This window comes from Flavobacterium aeripolare, assembly GCF_013294025.1.
Taxonomy (GTDB): Bacteria; Bacteroidota; Bacteroidia; order Flavobacteriales; family Flavobacteriaceae; genus Flavobacterium.
Genome location: NZ_JABSNL010000007.1, coordinates 63,633 through 85,708 on the forward strand (window position 1 = coordinate 63,633; position 22,076 = coordinate 85,708).

Below are 22,076 nucleotides of genomic sequence, written 5' to 3' on the forward strand. Positions count from 1 at the left end.
CGCCTCTATAACAATGGATTACCGTAGCAATTGTGGTAAATATATTGCTACTGTTAAGCACTTTAATGAAAACCCTTTTTGTTTTTATTAAAAAAGGTTCTTTTATGCATAAACAAACAAGGAATGAGTTACACTTATTTATTGATTTACAATTCTAAAAAATCAATCCAAAGAGTTCTTAGTAACAAACTCTAAAAATTGGTTTTTGTATTGATCGGAAACTGTAATGCGTTGCTTATTGATTAGAATTTGACTGCGCTCAATCGTATCAATATTATTTAAAGCAACTATAAAAGAACGGTGCACACGCATAAATTGATCGGATGAAAGCTCTTCCTCAAGGGTTTTCAAACTCATTAAAGTGAGGATGGGTTTTGTTTCGGCTTTAAGCCAAATTTTAACGTAGTCTTTTAAACTTTCAAAATACAAAACGTCTTTTAAGTTTATTTTTATCTGCTTGTATTCTGATTTTACAAAAAGAAAATCTTGTGTTTCTGGTGCTTTTTTCTCTTGGTTTTTAACCAATTCAAACCATTCTTTGGCTTTAGTAGCAGCCATTAAAAACTCTGAATAATCGAATGGTTTTAGCAAATAATCTAAGGCTTCGGCTTTAAAACCTTCAATAGCATATTGATCAAATGCGGTGGTAAAAATTATTCTTGTTGACTTAGGAAGTACTTTGGCTAGTTGCAAACCCGTTAAATCAGGCATTTGGATATCTAAAAAAATCAAATCCACTTTCTCTTCATCTAAATACGACAACGCTTGAATACCGCTATGACACTTTTTAACCAAATGTAAAAAGGGCGTTTTCAAAACATAGCTTTCCACTAAGTTTAACGCCATTGGTTCGTCATCTACAATCAAACATGATATTTTCTCCGCCATTTTTATTTAATTTTTTTATGCTATTGCTCCAAATTTAAAGTTTTCCAAACAAACCAATTTATACTTCGATTTTTAAACAAACTGAAAAAACACCTTCTTCAACCTTTTCAATAAAAGAAAACTGATCTGGATACAGTAAAGAAAGTCGTTTTTCTACATTATCAAGTCCGATACCCGAACCACTTTTATCAGTATCTGTTTTAGGGAAGTTCTGATTTTTTGAATAAAATGTCAATTGCTTGTCTTCAATTTTCATTTCGAAAACTACAGCAGAAGCTTTATCCCCAGAAACTCCATGTTTGAAGGCATTTTCGATTAAAGAAATAAACAGTAACGGTGCAATTTGTATGTCGGTTTTCAAATCTGGAAAAGAGTAGTGTACCGTAGTATTGTCATTCAATCGCAACTTCATCAACTCAATATAATTGGTCATGAAAGCAATTTCGTTCTTCAAACTTACCTTTTCATTATTAGTTTCATACAATAAATAGCGCATTAATTTCCCTAGACTATGAATAGTTTGCTTGGCCATATCAGGAGAAATATCGACCAGTGAGTAAATATTATTGAGCGAATTGAAGAAAAAATGTGGTTGCAACTGGTATTTTAGATGCTGTAATTCCGACTGTAATTTTATATTGGCTGCTTCCACACGTTCCGCTTCTGTTTTAACCCATCTTTGAATGGTTTTTAATGCTAGTGAAAAAATAATGGGTACCGAAAAAGAGATAATATCTATGTACAAAAAGAAGTTTCTAGGGGGCTTACCACTATCCAGCACTTTACTAGCAATAAAATCTGAAAAAAAGTAATACCTAAACAACTTGTTCAATCCCACAAAAAACAGAATTAACCCAATACTGATAATAATATAAACCCAAAGCTTTTTATGAAAAAGAAAACGGTCAACCAAAACAAAATAATTGAGATAGAAAAGCAGCGCATAAAATGCCAGCGGTATCCATGAATGTAAGGCTAAATTACGAAGTTCCTGACTTTGCCCTGAAGACAGCAGATACGGGAGACTAAACAATAGTAACCAAACCATTACATGAAAAAAAACGATACCAGATTTACTCTTTATAAAATTCATTTATTCTATTTTTATTCGTAACGAAGTGCTGTTATGGGATCTAAACTTGATGCTTTTTTAGCAGGGTACCATCCAAAGAATATTCCGGTTATGGCACAAACTACAAACGAAATTACAATCGAAGAACTCGTCACAGAAGTAGGCCAGTGTAACACCTTCTCTATAAATAAAGTCGTTCCTAGACCCAAAGATACACCAATTATACCACCAGTAATACTGATTAACATGGCCTCAATAAGAAATTGCATCAAAATATCAGAGCCTTGACCACCTACTGCCATACGCAAACCTATTTCTCTTGTACGCTCTTTTACCGAAACATACATAATGTTCATAATCCCAATGCCACCCACTAATAATGAAATACTCGCAATTGCTACTAACAAAACCGTAAGCATCTCACTGGTAGAACTAAATGTTTTGATCATTTCTTCCATTGAAATAACATAAAAATCGTCTACTTGATTTGTCGTTAAACCATGATTTTTTCTCAATAAAGCATTAATTTCAAGTACTGCATTTGGCGCATCTTCCTCACTTATAGACGAAACCACGATAGATTGCAAATGCGTGATCGCCAAAATTCTTTTCTGTACTGTTGTATAAGGCGTAAGGATAACATCATCTTGGTCTTGACCACCAGTACTTTCCCCTTTACTTTCTAGAACTCCAATAACTTTAAGCGGAATACTATTAAAACGGATCATTTTACCAATAGGACTTACACCTTCTTCAAATAAATTTTCAGCAACTGTTTGACCAATAACTGCCACTTTTGCTGCTGAACTAACTTCTTTTTCCGTAAAGTTACTTCCTTCGGCTACATCCCATATTTTAATTTTCAAATAGTCTGGCGCCACTCCATAAACTGAAGTTGGCCAGTTATTCGCTCCATAAATGGATTGACCTCCACTATTTACCAATGGCGAAAAAGAGGTTAGCAAGGTGGTTTCCTTCTTAATGGCTTCATAGTCGTTTAAAGTCAAGGTTTCCATGGCGCTACTTCCTTGACTTACGCCACCACGCACATCACTACCAGGTTTTATAGTAATCATATTAGAACCCATACTCGAAATTTGAGTTTTAATACTCTCTTTTGATCCTTCCCCAATGGCCAGCATGGCAATTACAGAGGCTACCCCAATGATAATTCCTAGCATGGTAAGAAAGGTGCGCATCTTGTTAAGTACAATTGCTTTCCAGGATATTTTTAATAAATTTTGCGTTCTCATATTAGTCTTCTTCTACTGGCAAAGCTAAAAGTGCTTCAGCTGCCGATTGAACATTGTTGTTAATGTAATCTTGGATGATATGCCCGTCTTTCAACACGATAGTTCTGCCTGTAAATGTGGCAATATCTGGCTCGTGAGTTACAAACAGAATGGTTTTTCCTTGCTTGTTCAACTCTTGAAACAAAGCCATGATTTCGTATGAAGTTCTCGTATCTAGATTTCCTGTAGCTTCATCAGCAAGAATCACTACCGGCTCATTTACAAGAGATCTTGCAATCGCCACTCTTTGTTGTTGCCCACCTGAAAGCTGCGAAGGCGTATGATCAAGTCTTGCTGATAGATTGACTTGCTCCAATGCTTTTAAAGCCTTATCATGAATTTCCTCTGGCGATAGCTTTTTAGTACTATATAGCAAAGGCAGCTCCACATTTTCTATTGCGGTAGTTCTAGCTAATAAATTATAAGATTGAAAAATAAAACCAATTTTCTCGTTTCTAATTCGAGCCAACTCGTTTTTAGTCAATTCTTTTATCGAAACACCATCTATTTGATACAAACCAGAATTGGGTTGGTCTAAACATCCCAAAACATTCAGGAGCGTACTTTTTCCAGACCCACTCGTTCCCATAATGGTTACAAATTCCCCTTCTTGAATACTGAACGAAATTCCTTTTAAAGCATGAACCGTCTCTTCACCCATGGTAAAAGAGCGTTTCAAATCTTCTATTTTAATGATTGTTTTTGACATAATTCTTATTTTTTTCCACGTTTAGTCATGAACGGACTCTCATTGTCTCCACGTTCCGATTTTACTTCGGTTTTTGTCAACGCTTTTAAATTATAAACCACTTCTTCACCCGCTGACAGTCCGCTAAGAATTTCAACATTTATACCATCACTAGTTCCTGTTTTTATAGTTTTGGATGCAATTCCTTTGCTTGTCATTACCCATATAGTAGCTGTTCCTGACTCAGCTCCTGATTTAGCAACCGCATCAACCGGTGAAAATCCATTCGCTTTTTGATAGTTGTTCAAAACTTGCATGTCTGGTTCAAAATTCACTCCTTTTGCTTCCAGCGTTAACACATCTTTTAATTCTAATGTATAAATGGTAATCGTAGCCGTTAAACCGGGTTTCAATTTCAAATCTTCGTTAGCCGCTTTTATAACTACGGTATAAGTAACTACATTTGAAGTGGTTGTTGGGTTTAATCTCACTTGCGTAATCACACCAGCAAATTCCTCGCCTTGATATGCATCTACAGTAAATGAAACTCGTTGTCCTTGTTTTACCTGACCTATATCGGCTTCATCCACGTTTGCTTCTACTTGCATTTCGCTCAAATCTTCCGCAATTGTAAACAATGTTGGCGTACTTAAAGATGATGCTACTGTTTGCCCTTCTTCTACCGCTCTTGATAAAACCACGCCGTCGATTGGGGAATAAATATTGGCATAACTTAAGTTGGTTTTGGCTTTCGCCAAATCTGATGCTCTTTGCGAAACAATACTTTTTGCGTTGTTTAACTGATATAAGGCTTGATCAAAATCAGATTTACTGATCACACTACTGTCATACAATGTTTTTTGACGACTGTAAACAGTTTGCATATAGCGTTGCTCATTTGCGGCACCGTCATAGGCAGCTTGTGCCAGAACAACTGCCGAATTTAATGTGGTTTTATCTAGCTCGGCTAATAATTGTCCCTGCTTTACCACGCTATTGTAATCCACATAAATTTTTTGAACTACTCCAGAAACCTGTGTACCCACACTCACTTCAGTAATAGGTTGCAAAGTTCCAGTTGCTGTAACAGTTGTAATTACATTAGCTGTTTTAGCCTTGATAGTTTCTGCTTTTATAGCTGCGATTTCTGATCCCGAAAAAAAGGTAAACCCGAAATACGCAATGGCCAAAACTGCGATTGCAATAGATGCTTTTATAATGATATTTTTCTTCATGATTTTATAGTTTAATTTCGTTCCCTTGATAAAATTGTAATAATTGAAAGTATAGTATGTTCAAGTACTTAGCCTGAATGTAATTTTGCTGCGCATTGGTAAACATGTTCTGACTCACAATTAAATCTGTTGTGCTCAAATCGTTTAACTCATATCTTTTTTGAGCCAATTTATACGATTCGCTCGCAGCATCAGTTGCCATTTTTGAGGCCTCTAATTGTTCTACAGAAGCAGTCGCATTTTGCCAAGACGTTTCGATTTTTGCGTAAAGTTCTTTTCGAACGGTTTGTGACTCGATATCGGCTTTTTCAATATTAATCTTTGCCAATTCAACTTGTCCTTTAGTTTGATTTCGATTAAAAATAGGAATCGATAAAGACAAGCCCACTCTTTGATTAAAATTCAAATTCATTTGATCTATGAAATCGGCGTCTTGAATACTAGTATAACCAGACCCCAAACTTCCTGACAATGAAAGCGTAGGCAAATAAGCTCCTTTAGCGATATCTAGTCCTTTTTCTGAAACTGCTTTACTTAAAGTAGCAGCTTTAATTTCTGGTAAATTATTAATAGCCTGATTATAAACCTCCAATTTATTGGGAATTGCACTCAGCAGGCTATTTTGAGTTTCAAAATCAGCGATATCGAAACTATCCTCAGGGGTTAATTCTAATAATTGCTTCAAAACAATCAATTGCTGTGCGTAGTTGTTTTTTGCACTCACTAAGATGTATTTATTGGTTGCTGCTTGTGAGACTGCATCCGTATAATCTTTCATGGCGATACTACCGGCATCCAATCGCGCTTTAGATCGCACTACTTCTTTCTCTGACGAAGTCAAATTATTTTCAGCAATACTTATTCCCTCTTTACTGTATAAAGCTTGCAAGTAAGACTCCGTAATGCTTAATGCTACATTGTTTTTGGCCTCCTCAACATATAAAGAGTTTTGTTGCACTAATAACTCATTTTGTTTAATTTGATTGGTCAACTGATTTCCTTGAAACAAGGTTACAGATGATGTCAAAATAGGACTAGTAGAATTTATTTGTTGGGATACATAACTACTCGTAATAGGATCTACAGTGTTTCCACTAGAGAAATTTTGCGAAACGCTCCCCATTAAATTAGGCAAACGCATGGACTTTGATTTCTCATAATTCACTTGTGCCGATTCTAGTGTTAGAGCGACTGATTTTACGGTAATGCTTTTCTCTTTAGCATAAGCGATACATTCTTCTAATGTCCACAACTTTTCTGCTTTCACTTCTTGTGAATAAGAAAAGAGGGAGCAAAATAGAAACCCGATGACTATATATATTTTCATTTGATAGAATTTTTACCAAATTTCAATAGAATAGCTCTCCTCACAAACCAGAATAGATGGAGAAGGTTTTTTTAGGGTTAGAAAGGGGTATTTTATAGATGGGAAAATGGACTTAAACTAAAAATGCCTCTAGATAGCGTGTTGCTACTAGAGGCATTTTATTCTATATTTCTTGAGATGTACTACCTAAAACCACCGGCATACACTTCTTTAATAAAAATTCTATTCGAAAAAACAGGATTAACTTCTATCTTAGATCGGTCCTCTTGATAAAAAGTATCTCCGTAATAATCTTCAAATTCATATAAAATTTTATGTGGAATTTGACCATTGTTTAAATTAGAAATCCCTTTGTAATCTTGGTATACCTTACGCTCGTAAGAATTTCTTTGTCCCTCTTCAAATTCAGTCTTTTCAGAAGAAACAATATTGAATTTCTCTTTATCGATAAAGTAATGGTATTCGGTCTTTGGGATTACTCTGTTTTTAGCGTTAACCGTTTTTTCAGTGTAACTCAAATGGTAGCAAAGTCGCCCATCTGAAGTTTCATCAGGTAACAACTCTAACTTGTTCCAAAGATCAAACCTGAACGAGGTTAGCAAGTTAATTGGATCTAAATTGTTACTAATTTCCCAGTAATCGCTATTATTAAGCTTCTTCCATTTATCTCCTACCCCATTGTCTTGAAAACTCCAAGCTTCTGGTCCGTTTATCACTTCGTAATAATTGTTAGGCATCTTTTTACGAAGCAAATAATTAGTTGGAGTTGCCCACTTTTCTTCTGATTGTGGCACATTGCTCTCTTCAAAATTCAAAGTCGACAAGAGATGTACTTTTTGAATATCTTTGATTGCTTGGCTTCCGCCAAAACCTAATACGATTTTATCCAGTAGATCTGGATTATTTTGAAAGGCAATTGAATCTAGAATATTGTTTCTTCGATCATTAATTAAGCCTAAAAATTTTGTCCTATTCAATTTTTCTTGCTCCCAATCAACTTCTTGTCTTTCGATTTTTTCAAAAAATGCTATTCTAGCGTCTTGCTTTTCCTCTTCGATTTTAAATCCTAATTTCTTTAATTCAAGAAAACGATTTGTGTGCGATCTAACAGTATTAGCGACAAAATTAGCTTTGTTAACGCGGTCAATAATATCTGTTCCCCTAGAAGTCTGCTTGTCATTTTTTATCAAAACATCCGCATAATAGAGTGCTTTCTCTTTATTTTCTAGCAACAAATAAGTTTGCGCTAGATTATTGGCTGTAATAAAACGAATTTTTTCATTTTCTTCAGACTGTGGATACTTGGTTAAAATAGATTCGAGATAAGTCAAATGTGGTAAAAGTGCCTTTGCATTGAATCCATTCTCGACAGTAACTTTTTCTATCTGTTGTGTCAGTTCATTTTCAAAGGCTAGCATTTTAGGATATTCTGAATGCTCTTTTGAACTAAGAAACTCAAATTTGTCCTTGGTTTCTGTTTTTCCATATCCCAATTTATAATTCAACAAACTTTGAATGCGGTACATTGATGCTTCTAAAACATTTTCTATACCAAAATTTTCATTAGCATCTGCACTTCTTATATTTCTATCAGTCTCTTCAATAGCTTTCCCTAAAGTAGCCTTGCTATAAGTCCCAGCTAACTTGTCTGTTTCTGAATTATCAAAATCTTGTAAAAAAATAAGCTTATCAACACACTTAACTTGTACATTAATTTTCACCTCGTACTTAGAGGTTATAAAGTATTTCCAAGCTTTTGTCTCCTTATCATAGGTACTATCTGCTTGGGTTTTCTGGTATTTAGGAACTGGAATAGTAACGTATATTTTTAATTTAGCATCTGGCTGTTTTATATAACCATTGATATCAAAAAACTTCTTTTTGAATTTTATTTCCTCTGCCCTCAATTCATCATCAACTTGGTAAATAGTAGCAACAGTTAGTACATTATCTAAGCACGGATACTGTGAGTATGCAACTGCAGGAACATAGAATTTTTTCTTTTTAAAATTTACTTTCTCTTGGGCTTGAACGATAGCAAATCCTAAGAAAAACAAGAATAGTAGCGTTTTTTTCATAGTTAAAAAAAAAGCCATCAAAATTTAAATCTTGATGGCTTTATATATTAAAAGGTTATTTATTTTTTATTAAAAATCTGGATTGAGTTGTCTAACACGTAGAATATGTTTTGTGTAGCAGGATCAACCTCATACATAGGTTTGTTGTTTTTGAATATAATTTTATCCACCTCAACACCATCAGCTTTTCTTACTTTAACTAAGACTTTTTCACCTGTTTCTTCTTTTGCAAAAATATACGAGTAATCTCTATTTTGTTTCATTGCATTGAATCTTGAATTGAACTTTTTAGTAACCATGTTCATTGCATCTGAAGTTCCAGCAAGACCTGCAGATGTTGCCATTTTACTTTTGTTCTCTTCTCTTACAATTCCTGATTGCATATTCCCATTTGCATCTCTATATGTCATTGTAATTTCACCACCTTGAACACCTGTAACAGCAGATGACGCGCCTGCAACAGCAGATGCTGCCATCGAAAATCCTTTAATAAACCTTCTACCTGTTTCTCCTGGTTGCTTGTAAACATTATGGTATTTTACCGTTCCATCAAGCGCTACTCCCATAACCTCAACAGGACCTGAAATAGCTACTCCCCAAGGAAAGTTTTCAATACTATTTAATTCCTTTTCATTTTTTACATTCACTTTAGCAAATGGCTCTGGCTTATCATCTATACTTGGATCAAACTTATAAAGTTCTTCATCATTATACACTAAATAAGAATTTGTTTCTGCATCATATGTAGGCAATACTGGTCTTTTATCATTGAATTTAATGTTACGTTTCCATAACTTAGCTCCTGTTTTATAATCAACCATGTTTCCATAAGTACCGGTAAGATACATCACTTTCTCACCTACTCTACCCAAGTAAAAAATAGGATCTTCTTTATCATCAGCGATTTCAATAAATTTTTTCCAGATCTTTTGACCCTCTTTATCAATAAGCATCATTTCATTTTCTGCAACGTATAAAAAGTCTTGCTCAATAGGAATTACTCTTTTTAACCCGTCACCTCTAGCATCTTTTTTCCAAATCTTTTCACCTGTCTTTAAGTCAAAAAAGTTAAACCCACCATAGTGCGCTATTAGCAATTTTGTTCCCCAGTCTTCTAGATAAACAACTTTCTTAGTTTTGATAGATTCCTTCCAGATACTAGTACCATTGTCAGTGTTCAATACATTTAAATATTCCTTTGTAGATAAAAATCCTTTACTGTTTACTACAACAATATTTTTGTCATTTTGTGTTGGGAAAAATTTAGTATACTCGTCTTCTGCTTTCCAATTTAATTTTCCAGTCTGTCTATTAAATGAATATAATTTATTGAATAATAAATAATATACTGTAGGTCCATTCACTCTAGCAACATTCACATTAGTTAAATCTTTCAATGAAAAACTAAATAATGATTTTGCTTTATCTACTACTGTATTCCACTTTAATTTCCCAGTTTTCAAATCTACTAAAGCGATAGCCATATCACCATCAACCTTTAATGTCAATAAATATTCATCTGTTTCTGGTAAAAAGTCAGATTGTGTTACCCAGAAAGATTCGCTTGATGAGTTGTAAGCAATTTTCCCAGTATCTGTATTTATAACTAAAAATTTAGAATTAATATAAGCTTCAACATAAGGGCTACCAGCAATACTTGTCAAATCATTTTTAGACTTAAAAATAGTTCCAAATTCTGGATCAGATAAAATATCTGCAGCTGATGTTTTTCCAAAATCATCTTTAGTCAATGTCCAAACCACTTTTTTAGAATCTGGATCAAGACCTTTAATTGTACCTCCTTCTTTAAAAACAAGAATCCCCGTTATTTCGTTTTGAACTAAGTCTTGAACATTTGATTCAGTAGTAATTATTTCGTCATAGCTTCGTTGTGCAAAGCCCGAAAAACTGACTAATAAAACCAGTAAAATTGAAAGCGTAATTTTCTTCATAAGTAATTTTTAAAATATTCTGTTTGTAATAAATGTTCGAAACACGAACAAATCAAACACTGAAACTGGCTAAATGTAGCAGTAACTTTACGTATTCGAGGCAAATATAAACATTAATATATTTTTACGAAAAAATTTCTTTCAAAACATCTAACGATTTGGGATGTTTGAACCCGTCTAAGTGCAATCTATAGTATTCGATTAGTATTTTAATTAAGATCTGTCTCTCAACCACATGAAAAACTTTTTCATTGTTTCCCAACTTCAATTCTAGCAATTTTTTAAACAAAGAAGTTTCGTGTGCTGTTAATGAACTTACCGCATGTAGCGGAGAAAAAACACCTTCAATCATTTCAAAATAAGACATATCATCATCAGAAACATCAGGGTAAAATCCCAAATATTTTGTCACTTCAACCATTAATATCAAATGAAAATTGGCGATTTGATCGTGGTTGTCTAGCCATTGAAAGGCCGCTTCAAGATAATTAAACAAAGGTTCATTTGCTTCTTCCTCACGTATGGAGTGGTACAAAATTTCTGAAACAAACATCGCAATAGTACTCTTGTAGATATCAGTATGTATACTTTGAAAGGGAGTACTAATTTTGATCTCTTTAAAATTCTCTAGCGTACCTTTATTTTTGTGAACAGCTTCAATTTCTAGAATAGATAGCGGTTGAAAGTAGGCTATCTTTTGGTTTGATTTTCGACCAGAAAAAGCATCGCGTACAAAATAAGATTTCAAGCCGCTAGAAAGTGTAAAGCATTTTACTATCAAGCTTTTTTCTTGAAATTTAAGTGAAGAGAGAACAATAGCTTTAGTTTTAACCAGCATTTTTCAATAGATTATTAAGTCTGTAAAATGGTCTTTTATTCTTTTCGAATACTAAACAAAGATACACAATCCTATTCCTCGTTTAATTTGACTGCATAAAAAAATGCCTTTTGACAAAGAGAGTCAAAAGGCATTTTTAATGCGCTTAATAGTATTTAATTATACTACTCCTTGTGCTAACATAGCATCAGCTACTTTCACAAATCCAGCGATATTTGCTCCTTTTACGTAATCTACGTATCCAGTAGAATCTTTACCGTACTGCACACATGAAGCGTGAATAGCTAGCATAATTCCTTTTAATTTTTCGTCAACTTCTTCAGAAGACCAGCTTAATCTTAATGAGTTTTGAGACATTTCAAGACCAGATGTTGCTACTCCACCAGCATTAGATGCTTTCCCTGGAGCGAACAATAATTTAGCGTTTTGAAAAACAAGAACTGCATCTGGAGTTGTAGGCATGTTTGCACCTTCAGCAACACAAATACATCCGTTAGCAACAAGTGCTTTAGCTTCGTCTTCGTTTAATTCATTTTGAGTAGCACATGGTAATGCGATATCACATTTTACTTCCCATGGACGTTTTCCTTCAACATATTTTGCATTTGGATATTTTGCAACATACTCGCTGATTCTTCCTCTTAATTCATTTTTAAGCTCCATTACAAATGCTAATTTCTCAGCATCGATTCCGTCTGCATCATAAATGTATCCAGCAGAATCTGATAAAGTAACTACTTTACCACCTAATTGAGTTGCTTTTTCAGTAGCGTATTGTGCTACGTTTCCAGATCCAGAAACGACAACAGTTTTACCTGCAAAGCTGTTTCCTTTAGTTTCAAGCATACTTTGAGCAAAATAAACTGCTCCGTATCCTGTAGCTTCAGGTCTGATTAATGAACCTCCAAAAGAAATTCCTTTTCCAGTTAAAACACCAGTAAATTCGTTTCTTAATCTCTTATACTGACCAAACATGTATCCAACTTCTCTTCCTCCAACACCAATATCCCCTGCAGGAACGTCAGTATTAGCACCAATATGTTTAGACAATTCAGTCATGAAGCTTTGACAAAAACGCATTACTTCATTATCTGATTTTCCTTTTGGATCAAAGTCAGCTCCACCTTTTCCACCACCCATTGGTAATGTAGTTAAACTGTTTTTGAACGTTTGCTCAAAAGCAAGGAATTTCAAAATACTTAAATTTACAGATGGGTGAAAACGAAGTCCACCTTTGTATGGTCCAATAGCCGAGTTCATTTGAATACGGTATCCTCTGTTTACTTGAGTTAAACCTTTATCATCAATCCAAGCCACTCTAAACATGATAATACGGTCTGACTCAACCATACGCTCTAAAAGCATTTTGTTTTGATATTTTTTATTTTCCTCAATAAAAGGAATTACTGTTTCAGCAACTTCTAGAACTGCCTGTAAAAATTCTGGCTCGTTTGGATTCTTTTTAGTAACCGCTTCAATAAAAGTAGATATACTTTGTGACATGATTCTTAGATTATTAACGTTTAAGAAAACGTTTTCGTTATTGAATACAAAGGTACGATATCTCAAATTATTTTTATTTCATTTTTTTACTATTTCTGAACGAATTAAATTTTATATATACAATCTTTAAAAACAGGTACAACTTGACTGTTTAATTTTCGAAAACGTTGAATATTTACTAGCGATTTTAAAAAAAGCTTATCTATTTTTTAATTATTCTCTAAATACCTATGTGCTTTTTATATCTTTGATCGAATCTGAAAAATCTAAATATGTTCAAAAATTTTGCACTTATTATTATTTTAAGTTACTACACGTCAATTGCTTGCTACTCACAAGGCCGATTCGCACATGAAGTTGCGGTTGTTTTTGGGCCTGCAGCACTGCAATCTGACTACAGTCAAAAAACAACTTTATCTTCAAATTTAGACCGCTTGGGTTTTGGGATTGGTATTTCCCACTTTTTAAATTTTTCTTCGAATAGAAATCCTTTACGAGAAACCACCTATTTTAAAGAGCATTTTAAACTTCAAACCAGCTTGTCTTACACCCAGTTTAAATTAAAACACGACAGCAATTATATCGATCAAAATCCTGAAGCTGAAAATGCCAAAAAACTAAAAGCAATGTATGGCAGCACTAGAATCACAAATATAGGATCGCAACTTGTATACCAATTTAAGAATATTCATGATTTTGAAAACACAATAAATAGCTTTGCTCCTTATGTAAGTTTAGGCTTTTTTATAAATAAATATAACGTAGCAACTAAGTCAACTTTAAATATCCTTGATCTAAGGAGGGCTGTTTACTACAAATATTTAAGCCCTTCAGACGGAAGAGAAAGAGGTTTTACTACAGAAAACAAAATCACAACATCTACAGCGGCTAGTATAGGTACTAGATACAAACTCGCTCCATTACAAGATCTAGTACTCGATGTGCGTTTTCAATATTTTCATTCCGATTGGGTTGATGGCTTAAATCCTAATAAACAACTGTATCCAGAAAACAGCAAAAACGATTGGTTGATGTGGTTCAACGTAGGCTACATCTATTACTTGCAATAAAAAAATCTCAGCGCAAACTGAGATTTTTTATCTACATTTTAAAAAGCTAATATTACTTAAGTGCTTGTTCAAGATCCTGCAGTAAGTCATCGATGTCCTCGATGCCTACACTTAACCGCACTAGGTGATTTGTAATTCCTACCTCTAAGCGTTTCTCCTCAGGAATAGAAGCATGTGTCATTAAAGCGGGATGATTTGCTAGAGATTCTACCCCTCCTAAAGATTCTGCTAAGGTGAATATTTTTAATTTTTCAAGAAAAGAGATAGCATCTTCTTTCTTCTCAGATGCAAAGTCAAAGGATACCATGCCGCCATAAGCACTCATTTGTTTCTTGGCGATTTGGTGATACGGATGACTTTCCAGACCTGAGTAATAAACAGTTTTCACCTTAGGATGATTGTTTAAATAATCCGCTACTTTCTCTCCGTTTTCACAATGTCTTTGCATTCTTAAGTGCAGGGTTTTTATACCGCGCAGAACTAGAAAACTATCCATAGGTCCTAATGTAGCTCCTGTTGCAAACTGCTGAAAATGCAATTGCTTACCTAATTCGGTTGTTTTAGCAATTAGTGCACCCGCGATAACATCAGAGTGTCCTGCTAAATATTTTGTTGCGGAGTGCATCACCACATCAGCACCCAAATCAAGAGGTCGCTGCAAATAAGGTGTAGCAAAGGTATTGTCTACTGCAAATAGAATATTGTGCTCTTTTGTAATCTTTGCAATCGCGGCGATATCTGCCAGTTTCATTAAAGGATTTGTAGGTGTTTCAACCCAAATCATTTTTGTGTTTTCATTAATAACCGCTTTTACATTGTCTAAATTATTCATGTCTACATAATGGAATACAATCCCAGAATCTTTGTAGATTTTAGTAAACATGCGATACGTGCCTCCATACAAATCATCCATGGTTATAATCTCATCTCCCGCTTTAAAAGAGCGCAACAAACAATCTGTAGCAGCAAGTCCTGAAGAAAAAGCAAGACCTTTAGCGCCATTTTCTATACTTGCAAATGCCTCTTCAAGGGCAGAGCGAGTAGGATTTGATGATCTGCTATACTCATAATCCCCAATAGGCTGACCCGGACTCGTTTGTGCAAATGTTGATGTTTGAAATACTGGCGGCATCACAGCGCCTGTTGACGGATCATGATGTTGTCCTCCATGTATGGTTTTTGTATTGAATTTCATATCTTTAAATTTTACTGATGTATTGGTTACTCAAATTTACCATTTAATTTACTCTTATGGTTGCTTGAGAGAATACCTTTGTATATAATTAACACCTATAATAAAATGAAATACTGCTTATATTTTACCGGACTGTTATTACTACTTGTTAGTTGCCAGAAGAAATTGACATTTGAAGACACAACTTACAATAAGAAATCTACTTATTTATGCGACGATAAATGCCCTGAAATAAATGTGATGATTCCTATTGCTAAGGGTCAGGCCGAAGTAAGTGATAGCATCAATAAAAAAGTTTTTAGTGTTTTAAAAGAGATTGTTTACTTTGGGGAGAAGCCTTATAATGCCACAACTTATGATTCTTTATTAGTGGCATTTATTAACTCTTATGAAAAGTTGAAAAGAGAATTTCCCGAAGACAAATTTGGATGGGAAGCAACAATTGAGGGTGCTGTTAAATACCAAACAGACAGTATTATTAATATTGAAATAAACCACTACACTTATACCGGTGGCGCTCATGGTTATCAAGGAAAACGTTCTTTACTTTTTAATCCAAAGACAGGTAAAAACATCAATAACGACATGCTTTTTAAAAACTATAACGATTTTAAGGCTTTCGCCGAAAAGAAGTTTCGTTTTAAATTCAAGATACCTACTAACCATGGTATTAACGCGACCAAATTCATGTTTGAGGATGATAAATTCCAGTTACCTTTAAACCTATTCTTTACAGATAAAGGACTTTTACTGTATTATAATAGGTATGAAATCGCCTCTTATGCAGATGGTCCTCAGGAATTATTGTTGACTTATGAGGAGCTTAAAGAGTATTTATTATTTAAATAAGAGTGAGCAACGGTTTTAGCCCCGGTAGCAGCGGCATCCTTTTATAGCTGTCTTGAAGCTATAAAAGATACAGCGGATGACGGGACTAGCTCCTAAAAATAAGGATTAGACAAATTTTCTAATGCTGAAAATGATACCCAAGTGAATTCCTTCATGAAAATTATTGAAACTCATAGCATCTTGAGCATTTTTTAAAGTAAAGCCCGTTGAAGTAGGATATTCTTTGAAGTTTTGAAAAGCATTATTGTCAATATCAATAGCAGTTTGATCGATAGTGCTTAGCAGTAAACTTTGAATTTCATCTACCTCCTCTTGCGTTACATTATGCTCTGGTTTAGTTCCTTTTTTATACTTTTCGACCATATCGTTAGAAATTTTCATGGGCAAGCCAGATAATCCATAAACAAGCATTTGTTGCACCACAATCACATGGGCAATATTCCAAATTAAATTGTTGCTATACCCTGGCGGAATAGTGTTTAACTGTGCTAATGTATAGTTAGGTAGTATTTGAGAGAGTATCGTTCTACTCGTTTTTGTAAGTTCAAGTGTAGCTTTCATTATGTTTTTTTTGCTAAAAATAATCATTTTAAGTTTCAAATGATTTTTCTTTGCACAAAGATCATAAAAACTATGTTGGATAAAATATACTACATCGCGTCTTGCGATACGTGCAGAAAAATTATTAAAACCTTGCCGAAGGGGAATAATCTCGCTTTTAGAGATATTAAACAAGACCCTTTAACCGAAGAAGAATTAGCCGAAATGTACCAGTCATCTGGTAGCTATGAAGCTTTGTTTAGTAAGAAAGCGCAACTTTACAAATCAATGAATCTTAAGGATAAATCCCTTACTGAGGAAGATTATAAAAAATACTTACTGGAGCACTATACGTTCTTAGCTCGCCCTGTATTTATGATTGGTGGTAAAGTTTTTGTTGGCGGAACGCAGCAAAATATGTTACAAGTTATGAAGGCGCTGGGCAATGTCTAAAAGGACTATTGCTCTTCTAGGTGCGACGCTTGTTTCTATTATTTATGGCGTCACGTTTACTATAGCAAAGGATGTTATGCCGGCATTTATAGATGCATATGGTTTTATATTGCTACGTGTAAGTGGCTCTACGTTGCTATTCTGGCTAATTTGGCTTTTTATGCCAAAGCAAAAAATTGACTTAAAAGATTTTCCTCGCATTATCGCAGCCGCCTTTTTTGGGGTGGCTTTTAATATGCTTACTTTTTTTAAAGGACTAAGTTTAACTTCCCCTATTTCAGCAGCGGTGATTATGGTTACCACTCCCATGATTGTACTGATTTTATCAGCTATAATTATGAAGGAACGCATGCGAAAGAGAATGGTTACTGGAATCCTATTAGGGTTAGTTGGGACCGGATCTCTAATTTTATATGGCAAGGCGATAGGTAGCGGTACAAATGCTACGTTAGGAAATGCCCTAGTATTAGTCAATGCAATATCTTACGGTTTTTACTTAATCATCGTAAAAAAACTAATGGATAAATACAATGCCTTCACCTTTGTAAAATGGGTATACTTATTTGGTTTGCTCATGGTGATTCCTTTTGGCTACAGTCAAGTAGCAGCGGTCAACTGGTCATTAGTTCCTGAAGCTATCGGTTGGAAAATAGTTTTTGTAGTGGTGATTTCGACCTTTTTAACCTACTTACTTAATTTACTAACAATGAAAGAATTAAAACCTACAACAGTAGCGGTATTTATATACTTACAACCCTTTTTTGCGACAGTTTTTGCAATTGGTTTAGGAAAAGATGAATTGTCTGTGGTTAAAATAGTATCTGCTCTTTTAATATTTATTGGCGTCTATATGGTAACCCAAAAACCCGCGTCAAAAACAATTTAGCAATTTAATAAGTACTTAAAAGCCTTGCTTTTGCGGGTTTAGCCCGTTTTAGCTATCTTTGCCCCCTTTATACAACTATATGATACAATCAATGACCGGTTTTGGTAAAGCATCTTTGCATTTACCCAATAAAAAAATAACTGTTGAAGTAAAATCCTTAAACAGTAAAGGTTTAGACTTAAACGTTAGAATGCCTTCGCTTTACCGCGAAATGGAATTAGGACTAAGAACGCAATTAGGTTCTAAACTAGAGAGAGGAAAAATTGATTTTTCTATTTTTATCGAAAGTACTGCAGAACAAACAACTACAAAGGTAAACGCACCTATTGTAAAAGCATATATAAGTCAGCTTAAAGATATTTATCCTGCGGCAGATGAAACAGAATTGATGAAAATGGCTGTTAGAATGCCTGATGCATTAAAAATTGAACGCGACGAAATTGATGAAAATGATTGGATCCAAATTCAAACAGTTATCGAAGAAGCGGTTCAAAACATTCTTACTTTTAGAAAAGACGAAGGTGCTTCTTTAGAGAAAGAATTTCAATTGCGCATAGGAAATATTCGCCAGTACATGACTGAAGCTTTAGAACTAGATCCTGAACGTGTTCAAGCTATTAAAGACCGCTTACAAACTGCTATTGCAGAGTTACAAGTGAACGTAGATGCCAACCGTTTTGAACAAGAATTAATTTATTATCTAGAAAAATTAGACATCACCGAAGAAAAAGTGCGTCTTACTAATCACTTAGATTATTTTCTAGAAACTATAAATGGAACAGAAGCTAATGGTAGAAAATTAGGTTTTATCACTCAAGAAATGGGTCGTGAAATCAATACTATGGGTTCCAAATCAAATCATGCACAAATGCAGAAATTAGTCGTTCAAATGAAAGACGAATTAGAAAAGATTAAAGAGCAAGTATTGAACGTTCTATAGTTTCAAAAACTAAAAAAGCTACTGAAACAAATTTAACATAAAATGAAAAAAGGAAAATTAATTGTCTTTTCGGCACCTTCAGGATCTGGAAAGACAACCATTGTTAAGCATTTATTGGGGCAAGAAGAATTGAATTTAGAATTTTCAATTTCTGCAGCTTCACGTGATGCAAGAGGAGAAGAAGTTAACGGAAAAGATTATTACTTTATCTCTACCGAAGATTTTAAAACTCACATTAAGAACGAAGATTTTCTTGAATGGGAAGAGGTTTACAGAGACAACTTTTATGGTACTTTAAAAAGCGAAATAGAGAGAATCTGGGCTCAAGGTAAAAATGTTATTTTTGACATTGATGTAGCCGGCGGATTAAGAATCAAATCTAAATTTCCTGAGGAAACGCTTGCTGTTTTTGTAAAACCGCCAAGTATTGATGAATTAAAAATTAGACTCAAAAAACGCTCTACAGAAAGTGAAGACAAAATCAATATGCGTATTGCTAAGGCGTCTGTAGAACTAGCAACAGCACCACAGTTTGATGTTGTTATTAAAAATTACGATTTAGAGGTTGCTTTAGAAGAAGCTGTCGCGTTAGTAAATGATTTTGTAAGCAAATAAAAAAGCGATTAGTAAAGAGTGATTAGTAAGCAGTCTAAAAGTGGAAGAAATAAAGAGAAATCATTTAGACATTTTTTAAAAATTTCCAGAGGCCACTTATTCTAAACTGAAACACAGTTACTTATTACTAGTGAACTTGGTTCTATTTCAATTCATCCTTTGTACAAAGATTTCTTGGGACAAATTGAAGAAGAATTAAAGACGATTAATTCTTTTATTAAAACGCTCAAACACTACTTACTTTTTACTAATCACTAGTTACTCGAACAATGAAAATAGGACTTTATTTCGGAACTTTTAACCCCATACACGTTGGTCACTTGATTATTGCTAATCATATGGCTGAGCATTCTGACTTAGACCAAGTTTGGATGGTAGTAACGCCACACAATCCGCATAAAAAGAAAAGTACATTACTAGACGACTTTCATAGATTGCACATGGTTCATCTTGCTACAGAAGGATTTTCGAAAATAAAACCTTCAGATATTGAGTTTAAACTAGCGCAACCTAATTACACCGTAAATACTTTAGTGCATCTAGAAGAAAAATACCCTAGTCATCAGTTTTCTTTAATCATGGGCGAAGACAATTTAAAATCGCTTCATAAATGGAAGAACTACGAGGTAATCTTGCAAAACCATGATATTTATGTATACCCAAGAATATCCTCTGAAGCAGAAAATTTAGAACTTAAAGATCACCCTAGAATCCACATGATCGACGCCCCTATCGTTGAAATATCGTCTACATTTATTAGAAACAACATCAAAGAAGGTAAAAACATTCAACCGCTTTTACCTGCAAATGTTTGGGATTATATCGATCACAATATTTTTTATAAGAAGTAGTTACTTTAATACCGCTTTTAAAATTGTTTCAATTTTATCAAATACCCCTTTTAAATGGTCATTTTTATTTGATAAAAGGTATACAGCCGTTTCTGGCATTTTTTCACTATCCCAGATCATTTGCAGCATTCCTGAGTCTAAAAAAGATTTAGCATTGCAATTCCATGTTAACCCTACTCCAGTGCTCTTAGCGATAGTTGACAGCATTTTAAATTCTGATGGGATAATGTAGTTAGGGATGATCGCAGGTCTTTTCTTATCGAATACATGCAACCAAAATAACTTTACATGTGGAATTCCGGCATCGTGTGTAAACCAAATTTGCTCATTCAACCAATGTTCGATAGCTTCGTTATCAGCAGCTTTTATCAAACTTTTAAATTGCTTTTGATCTATTGCCGTGGAGCCAACAATAACCTGCTTGATCATTCCTAACTTTGAGCTGAATGTGTCAAAAGTATCATACTGCTGATTCACAATGGCAAAATCGATTTTCTTTGCATTTACTAGTTCGAATAATGCTTCATTTTCATGAAAACTAAAATCGATATAATCAAATTGCCCTACTAAGGCGCTTGCTAAACTGCTATAAAAATCTTTAGAAACACCTACCGTTATCAATCTATTAGCATTAAAAGCTTTGGCTCTAAAACCATTCTCTACATTTTCTAATCGATCGAGCGCATCAATGATTAAATTATTGAGTAACTTGGCGTATTCGGTTGGGTCGACTCCTTTAGACTTTCGATTAAATAGTTTGTAGCCTACATGTGCTTCCAGCATAGCGATTTGCTGGCTCACTGCAGGCTGACTTATAAAAAGTTCTTGGGCAGCTAGTGAAAAGTTACCGTTTTTATAGACAGATTTAAACGTTCTGTACCATTCGAGATTTACCATGATATAAATATATTTATCACAAACATAATTTAAATTATTTTTACTGATAGCATAATTGCCGTAGATTTGTACTTATAAAATAACAAAATGAAAAAAGTCGCATTATTTGCAATACTAGTATTAACTGTGGGATGCTTTACAGCAACAGCACAAAAAACAAAAAAATCAAAGATGAAAAAAGTATTATTCGTTTTAACTAGTCATTCAGAACTAGGAAACACAGGAGAAAAAACAGGATTTTGGGTTGAAGAATTTGCAGCTCCATATTATGAATTAGCAGATAAAGGAGTACAAATTGATATCGCAACTCCACTAGGAGGACAGCCGCCAATCGACCCTAAGAGTGATGATCCATCTGCAGCAACAGAGGATACAAAACGTTTTGACAAAGACACAGAATTAAAAGCTAAATTGAGCAAAACGCACAAATTAGCTGATGTAAAAGAATCTGACTATGACGCTGTATTCTATCCAGGAGGTCACGGACCACTTTGGGATTTAGCATCAAGCGAAGATTCTAGTAAATTAATTACTTCTTTTTATACTAATAACAAACCAGTAGCATTTGTATGTCACTCACCAGCAGTGTTGAAAAATGTAAAAGTGAACGGTGAATTCTTAGTAAAAGGAAAAAAAGTAACTGGTTTTTCTAATACAGAAGAAGCAGCAGTAGGATTAACAGATGTTGTTCCATTCTTACTTGAAGATGCTTTACAAGCAAATGGAGCTACTTATTCTAAAGTTGCAGACTGGAATCCATACGCAGTAGAAGACGGTTTATTGATTACTGGACAAAATCCAGCTTCATCTAAATTAGTAGCAGAAAAATTGTTAGGTCAATTGAACGCTAAAAAATAATAATTAGTAATAGTAAAAGGCTTTACCAAGCTCTTGTTCTTTTTAAGAA

The 22,076-nt window shown here is 34.2% G+C and carries 20 protein-coding genes and 1 pseudogene; 8 read left to right on the top strand and 13 right to left on the bottom strand.

The features are described from left to right. Positions 1–162 precede the first annotated feature (162 nt). From HNQ00_RS09315 to gdhA, 10 genes are all read right to left on the bottom strand, one after another. Positions 163–888: a LytR/AlgR family response regulator transcription factor gene (locus HNQ00_RS09315; protein ID WP_173838065.1), complete on the bottom strand. Its 726-nt coding sequence runs from the start codon at positions 886–888 to the stop codon at positions 163–165. 58 nt (positions 889–946) lie between these two features. Further along, positions 947–1,981, bottom strand: a complete 1,035-nt coding sequence (locus HNQ00_RS09320; RefSeq protein WP_254598478.1) for a sensor histidine kinase — start codon at positions 1,979–1,981, stop codon at positions 947–949. Between the two features lie 11 nt (positions 1,982–1,992). Beyond that, positions 1,993–3,213 (bottom strand): ABC transporter permease, encoded by a 1,221-nt coding sequence (locus HNQ00_RS09325; RefSeq protein WP_173838066.1) that lies wholly within the window; start codon positions 3,211–3,213, stop codon positions 1,993–1,995. Between the two features lies 1 nt (position 3,214). Continuing rightward, entirely contained in the window at positions 3,215–3,961 is a 747-nt protein-coding gene (locus HNQ00_RS09330; protein ID WP_217425262.1) for an ABC transporter ATP-binding protein, read from the bottom strand. 5 nt (positions 3,962–3,966) lie between these two features. After that, positions 3,967–5,175: an efflux RND transporter periplasmic adaptor subunit gene (locus tag HNQ00_RS09335; protein ID WP_173838067.1), complete on the bottom strand. Its 1,209-nt coding sequence runs from the start codon at positions 5,173–5,175 to the stop codon at positions 3,967–3,969. Between the two features lie 4 nt (positions 5,176–5,179). Further along, the gene (locus HNQ00_RS09340) at positions 5,180–6,502 is read right to left on the bottom strand and encodes a TolC family protein (RefSeq protein ID WP_173838068.1); all 1,323 of its coding nucleotides are present in this window, start codon (positions 6,500–6,502) and stop codon (positions 5,180–5,182) included. A gap of 182 nt (positions 6,503–6,684) precedes the next feature. Continuing rightward, positions 6,685–8,580, bottom strand: coding sequence for a hypothetical protein (locus HNQ00_RS09345; RefSeq protein WP_173838069.1), 1,896 nt, complete (start codon positions 8,578–8,580; stop codon positions 6,685–6,687). 59 nt (positions 8,581–8,639) lie between these two features. Continuing rightward, the gene (locus tag HNQ00_RS09350; protein WP_173838070.1) at positions 8,640–10,532 is read right to left on the bottom strand and encodes an outer membrane protein assembly factor BamB family protein; all 1,893 of its coding nucleotides are present in this window, start codon (positions 10,530–10,532) and stop codon (positions 8,640–8,642) included. A gap of 124 nt (positions 10,533–10,656) precedes the next feature. Then, on the bottom strand, positions 10,657–11,370 hold the full coding sequence (recO, locus tag HNQ00_RS09355) for a DNA repair protein RecO (protein ID WP_173838071.1): 714 nt from the start codon (positions 11,368–11,370) through the stop codon (positions 10,657–10,659). 159 nt (positions 11,371–11,529) lie between these two features. After that, a complete protein-coding gene (gene gdhA / locus HNQ00_RS09360) occupies positions 11,530–12,873 on the bottom strand; it encodes an NADP-specific glutamate dehydrogenase (RefSeq protein WP_173838072.1) in 1,344 nt (447 codons plus the stop codon). A 272-nt stretch (positions 12,874–13,145) separates the two neighbouring features. Between gdhA and HNQ00_RS09365 the strand changes: the two genes are divergently transcribed. Further along, positions 13,146–13,943 carry a THC0290_0291 family protein gene (locus tag HNQ00_RS09365; RefSeq protein ID WP_173838073.1) on the top strand — a complete coding sequence of 266 codons (798 nt, stop codon included), beginning with the start codon at positions 13,146–13,148 and terminating at the stop codon, positions 13,941–13,943. A 52-nt stretch (positions 13,944–13,995) separates the two neighbouring features. On the opposite strand, the pseudogene HNQ00_RS09370 reads toward HNQ00_RS09365, so the two are convergent. Beyond that, a pseudogene (locus HNQ00_RS09370) lies at positions 13,996–15,144 on the bottom strand (cystathionine gamma-synthase); the annotation flags it as partial. Between the two features lie 99 nt (positions 15,145–15,243). Between HNQ00_RS09370 and HNQ00_RS09375 the strand changes: the two are divergent. Further along, on the top strand, positions 15,244–15,987 hold the full coding sequence (locus HNQ00_RS09375) for a DUF3298 and DUF4163 domain-containing protein (RefSeq protein WP_173838075.1): 744 nt from the start codon (positions 15,244–15,246) through the stop codon (positions 15,985–15,987). 105 nt (positions 15,988–16,092) lie between these two features. On the opposite strand, the gene HNQ00_RS09380 is transcribed toward HNQ00_RS09375, so the two are convergent. Next, complete coding sequence (locus HNQ00_RS09380; protein ID WP_173838076.1) at positions 16,093–16,548, bottom strand: DinB family protein; 456 nt, start codon at positions 16,546–16,548, stop codon at positions 16,093–16,095. A gap of 75 nt (positions 16,549–16,623) precedes the next feature. Here HNQ00_RS09380 and HNQ00_RS09385 point away from each other — a divergent pair, with 75 nt between their 5' ends. The 5 genes from HNQ00_RS09385 (at position 16,624) to nadD (ending at position 20,272) form a co-directional block, all read left to right on the top strand. Next, on the top strand, positions 16,624–16,980 hold the full coding sequence (locus HNQ00_RS09385; protein WP_173838261.1) for an arsenate reductase family protein: 357 nt from the start codon (positions 16,624–16,626) through the stop codon (positions 16,978–16,980). After that, a complete protein-coding gene (locus HNQ00_RS09390) occupies positions 16,973–17,866 on the top strand; it encodes a DMT family transporter (RefSeq protein WP_173838077.1) in 894 nt (297 codons plus the stop codon). The genes HNQ00_RS09385 and HNQ00_RS09390 overlap by 8 nt, the downstream gene beginning before the upstream one ends. A gap of 79 nt (positions 17,867–17,945) precedes the next feature. Then, complete coding sequence (locus HNQ00_RS09395; RefSeq protein ID WP_173838078.1) at positions 17,946–18,806, top strand: YicC/YloC family endoribonuclease; 861 nt, start codon at positions 17,946–17,948, stop codon at positions 18,804–18,806. 42 nt (positions 18,807–18,848) lie between these two features. Beyond that, the gene (gmk, locus tag HNQ00_RS09400; protein WP_173838079.1) at positions 18,849–19,421 is read left to right on the top strand and encodes a guanylate kinase; all 573 of its coding nucleotides are present in this window, start codon (positions 18,849–18,851) and stop codon (positions 19,419–19,421) included. 269 nt (positions 19,422–19,690) lie between these two features. Next, a complete protein-coding gene (nadD, locus tag HNQ00_RS09405; RefSeq protein WP_173838080.1) occupies positions 19,691–20,272 on the top strand; it encodes a nicotinate (nicotinamide) nucleotide adenylyltransferase in 582 nt (193 codons plus the stop codon). Here nadD and HNQ00_RS09410 read toward each other — a convergent pair whose 3' ends face one another. Continuing rightward, a complete protein-coding gene (locus HNQ00_RS09410; RefSeq protein WP_173838081.1) occupies positions 20,273–21,169 on the bottom strand; it encodes a LysR family transcriptional regulator in 897 nt (298 codons plus the stop codon). It abuts the gene before it with no gap. 87 nt (positions 21,170–21,256) lie between these two features. Between HNQ00_RS09410 and HNQ00_RS09415 the strand changes: the two genes are divergently transcribed. Continuing rightward, positions 21,257–22,027 carry a type 1 glutamine amidotransferase domain-containing protein gene (locus HNQ00_RS09415; RefSeq protein WP_173838082.1) on the top strand — a complete coding sequence of 257 codons (771 nt, stop codon included), beginning with the start codon at positions 21,257–21,259 and terminating at the stop codon, positions 22,025–22,027. The last annotated feature ends 49 nt before the right edge of the window (positions 22,028–22,076 follow it).

What these genes read in the sequence shown, in the direction of transcription:
- HNQ00_RS09315 (WP_173838065.1), bottom strand. Translation starts at nt 888, where the DNA reads ATGGCGGAGAAAATATCATGTTTGATTGTAGATGACGAACCAATGGCG.
- HNQ00_RS09320 (WP_254598478.1), bottom strand. Translation starts at nt 1,981, where the DNA reads ATGAATTTTATAAAGAGTAAATCTGGTATCGTTTTTTTTCATGTAATG.
- HNQ00_RS09325 (WP_173838066.1), bottom strand. Translation starts at nt 3,213, where the DNA reads ATGAGAACGCAAAATTTATTAAAAATATCCTGGAAAGCAATTGTACTT.
- HNQ00_RS09330 (WP_217425262.1), bottom strand. Translation starts at nt 3,961, where the DNA reads ATGTCAAAAACAATCATTAAAATAGAAGATTTGAAACGCTCTTTTACC.
- HNQ00_RS09335 (WP_173838067.1), bottom strand. Translation starts at nt 5,175, where the DNA reads ATGAAGAAAAATATCATTATAAAAGCATCTATTGCAATCGCAGTTTTG.
- HNQ00_RS09340 (WP_173838068.1), bottom strand. Translation starts at nt 6,502, where the DNA reads ATGAAAATATATATAGTCATCGGGTTTCTATTTTGCTCCCTCTTTTCT.
- HNQ00_RS09345 (WP_173838069.1), bottom strand. Translation starts at nt 8,580, where the DNA reads ATGAAAAAAACGCTACTATTCTTGTTTTTCTTAGGATTTGCTATCGTT.
- HNQ00_RS09350 (WP_173838070.1), bottom strand. Translation starts at nt 10,532, where the DNA reads ATGAAGAAAATTACGCTTTCAATTTTACTGGTTTTATTAGTCAGTTTT.
- recO (WP_173838071.1), bottom strand. Translation starts at nt 11,370, where the DNA reads ATGCTGGTTAAAACTAAAGCTATTGTTCTCTCTTCACTTAAATTTCAA.
- gdhA (WP_173838072.1), bottom strand. Translation starts at nt 12,873, where the DNA reads ATGTCACAAAGTATATCTACTTTTATTGAAGCGGTTACTAAAAAGAAT.
- HNQ00_RS09365 (WP_173838073.1), top strand. Translation starts at nt 13,146, where the DNA reads ATGTTCAAAAATTTTGCACTTATTATTATTTTAAGTTACTACACGTCA.
- HNQ00_RS09375 (WP_173838075.1), top strand. Translation starts at nt 15,244, where the DNA reads ATGAAATACTGCTTATATTTTACCGGACTGTTATTACTACTTGTTAGT.
- HNQ00_RS09380 (WP_173838076.1), bottom strand. Translation starts at nt 16,548, where the DNA reads ATGAAAGCTACACTTGAACTTACAAAAACGAGTAGAACGATACTCTCT.
- HNQ00_RS09390 (WP_173838077.1), top strand. Translation starts at nt 16,973, where the DNA reads ATGTCTAAAAGGACTATTGCTCTTCTAGGTGCGACGCTTGTTTCTATT.
- HNQ00_RS09395 (WP_173838078.1), top strand. Translation starts at nt 17,946, where the DNA reads ATGATACAATCAATGACCGGTTTTGGTAAAGCATCTTTGCATTTACCC.
- gmk (WP_173838079.1), top strand. Translation starts at nt 18,849, where the DNA reads ATGAAAAAAGGAAAATTAATTGTCTTTTCGGCACCTTCAGGATCTGGA.
- nadD (WP_173838080.1), top strand. Translation starts at nt 19,691, where the DNA reads ATGAAAATAGGACTTTATTTCGGAACTTTTAACCCCATACACGTTGGT.
- HNQ00_RS09410 (WP_173838081.1), bottom strand. Translation starts at nt 21,169, where the DNA reads ATGGTAAATCTCGAATGGTACAGAACGTTTAAATCTGTCTATAAAAAC.
- HNQ00_RS09415 (WP_173838082.1), top strand. Translation starts at nt 21,257, where the DNA reads ATGAAAAAAGTCGCATTATTTGCAATACTAGTATTAACTGTGGGATGC.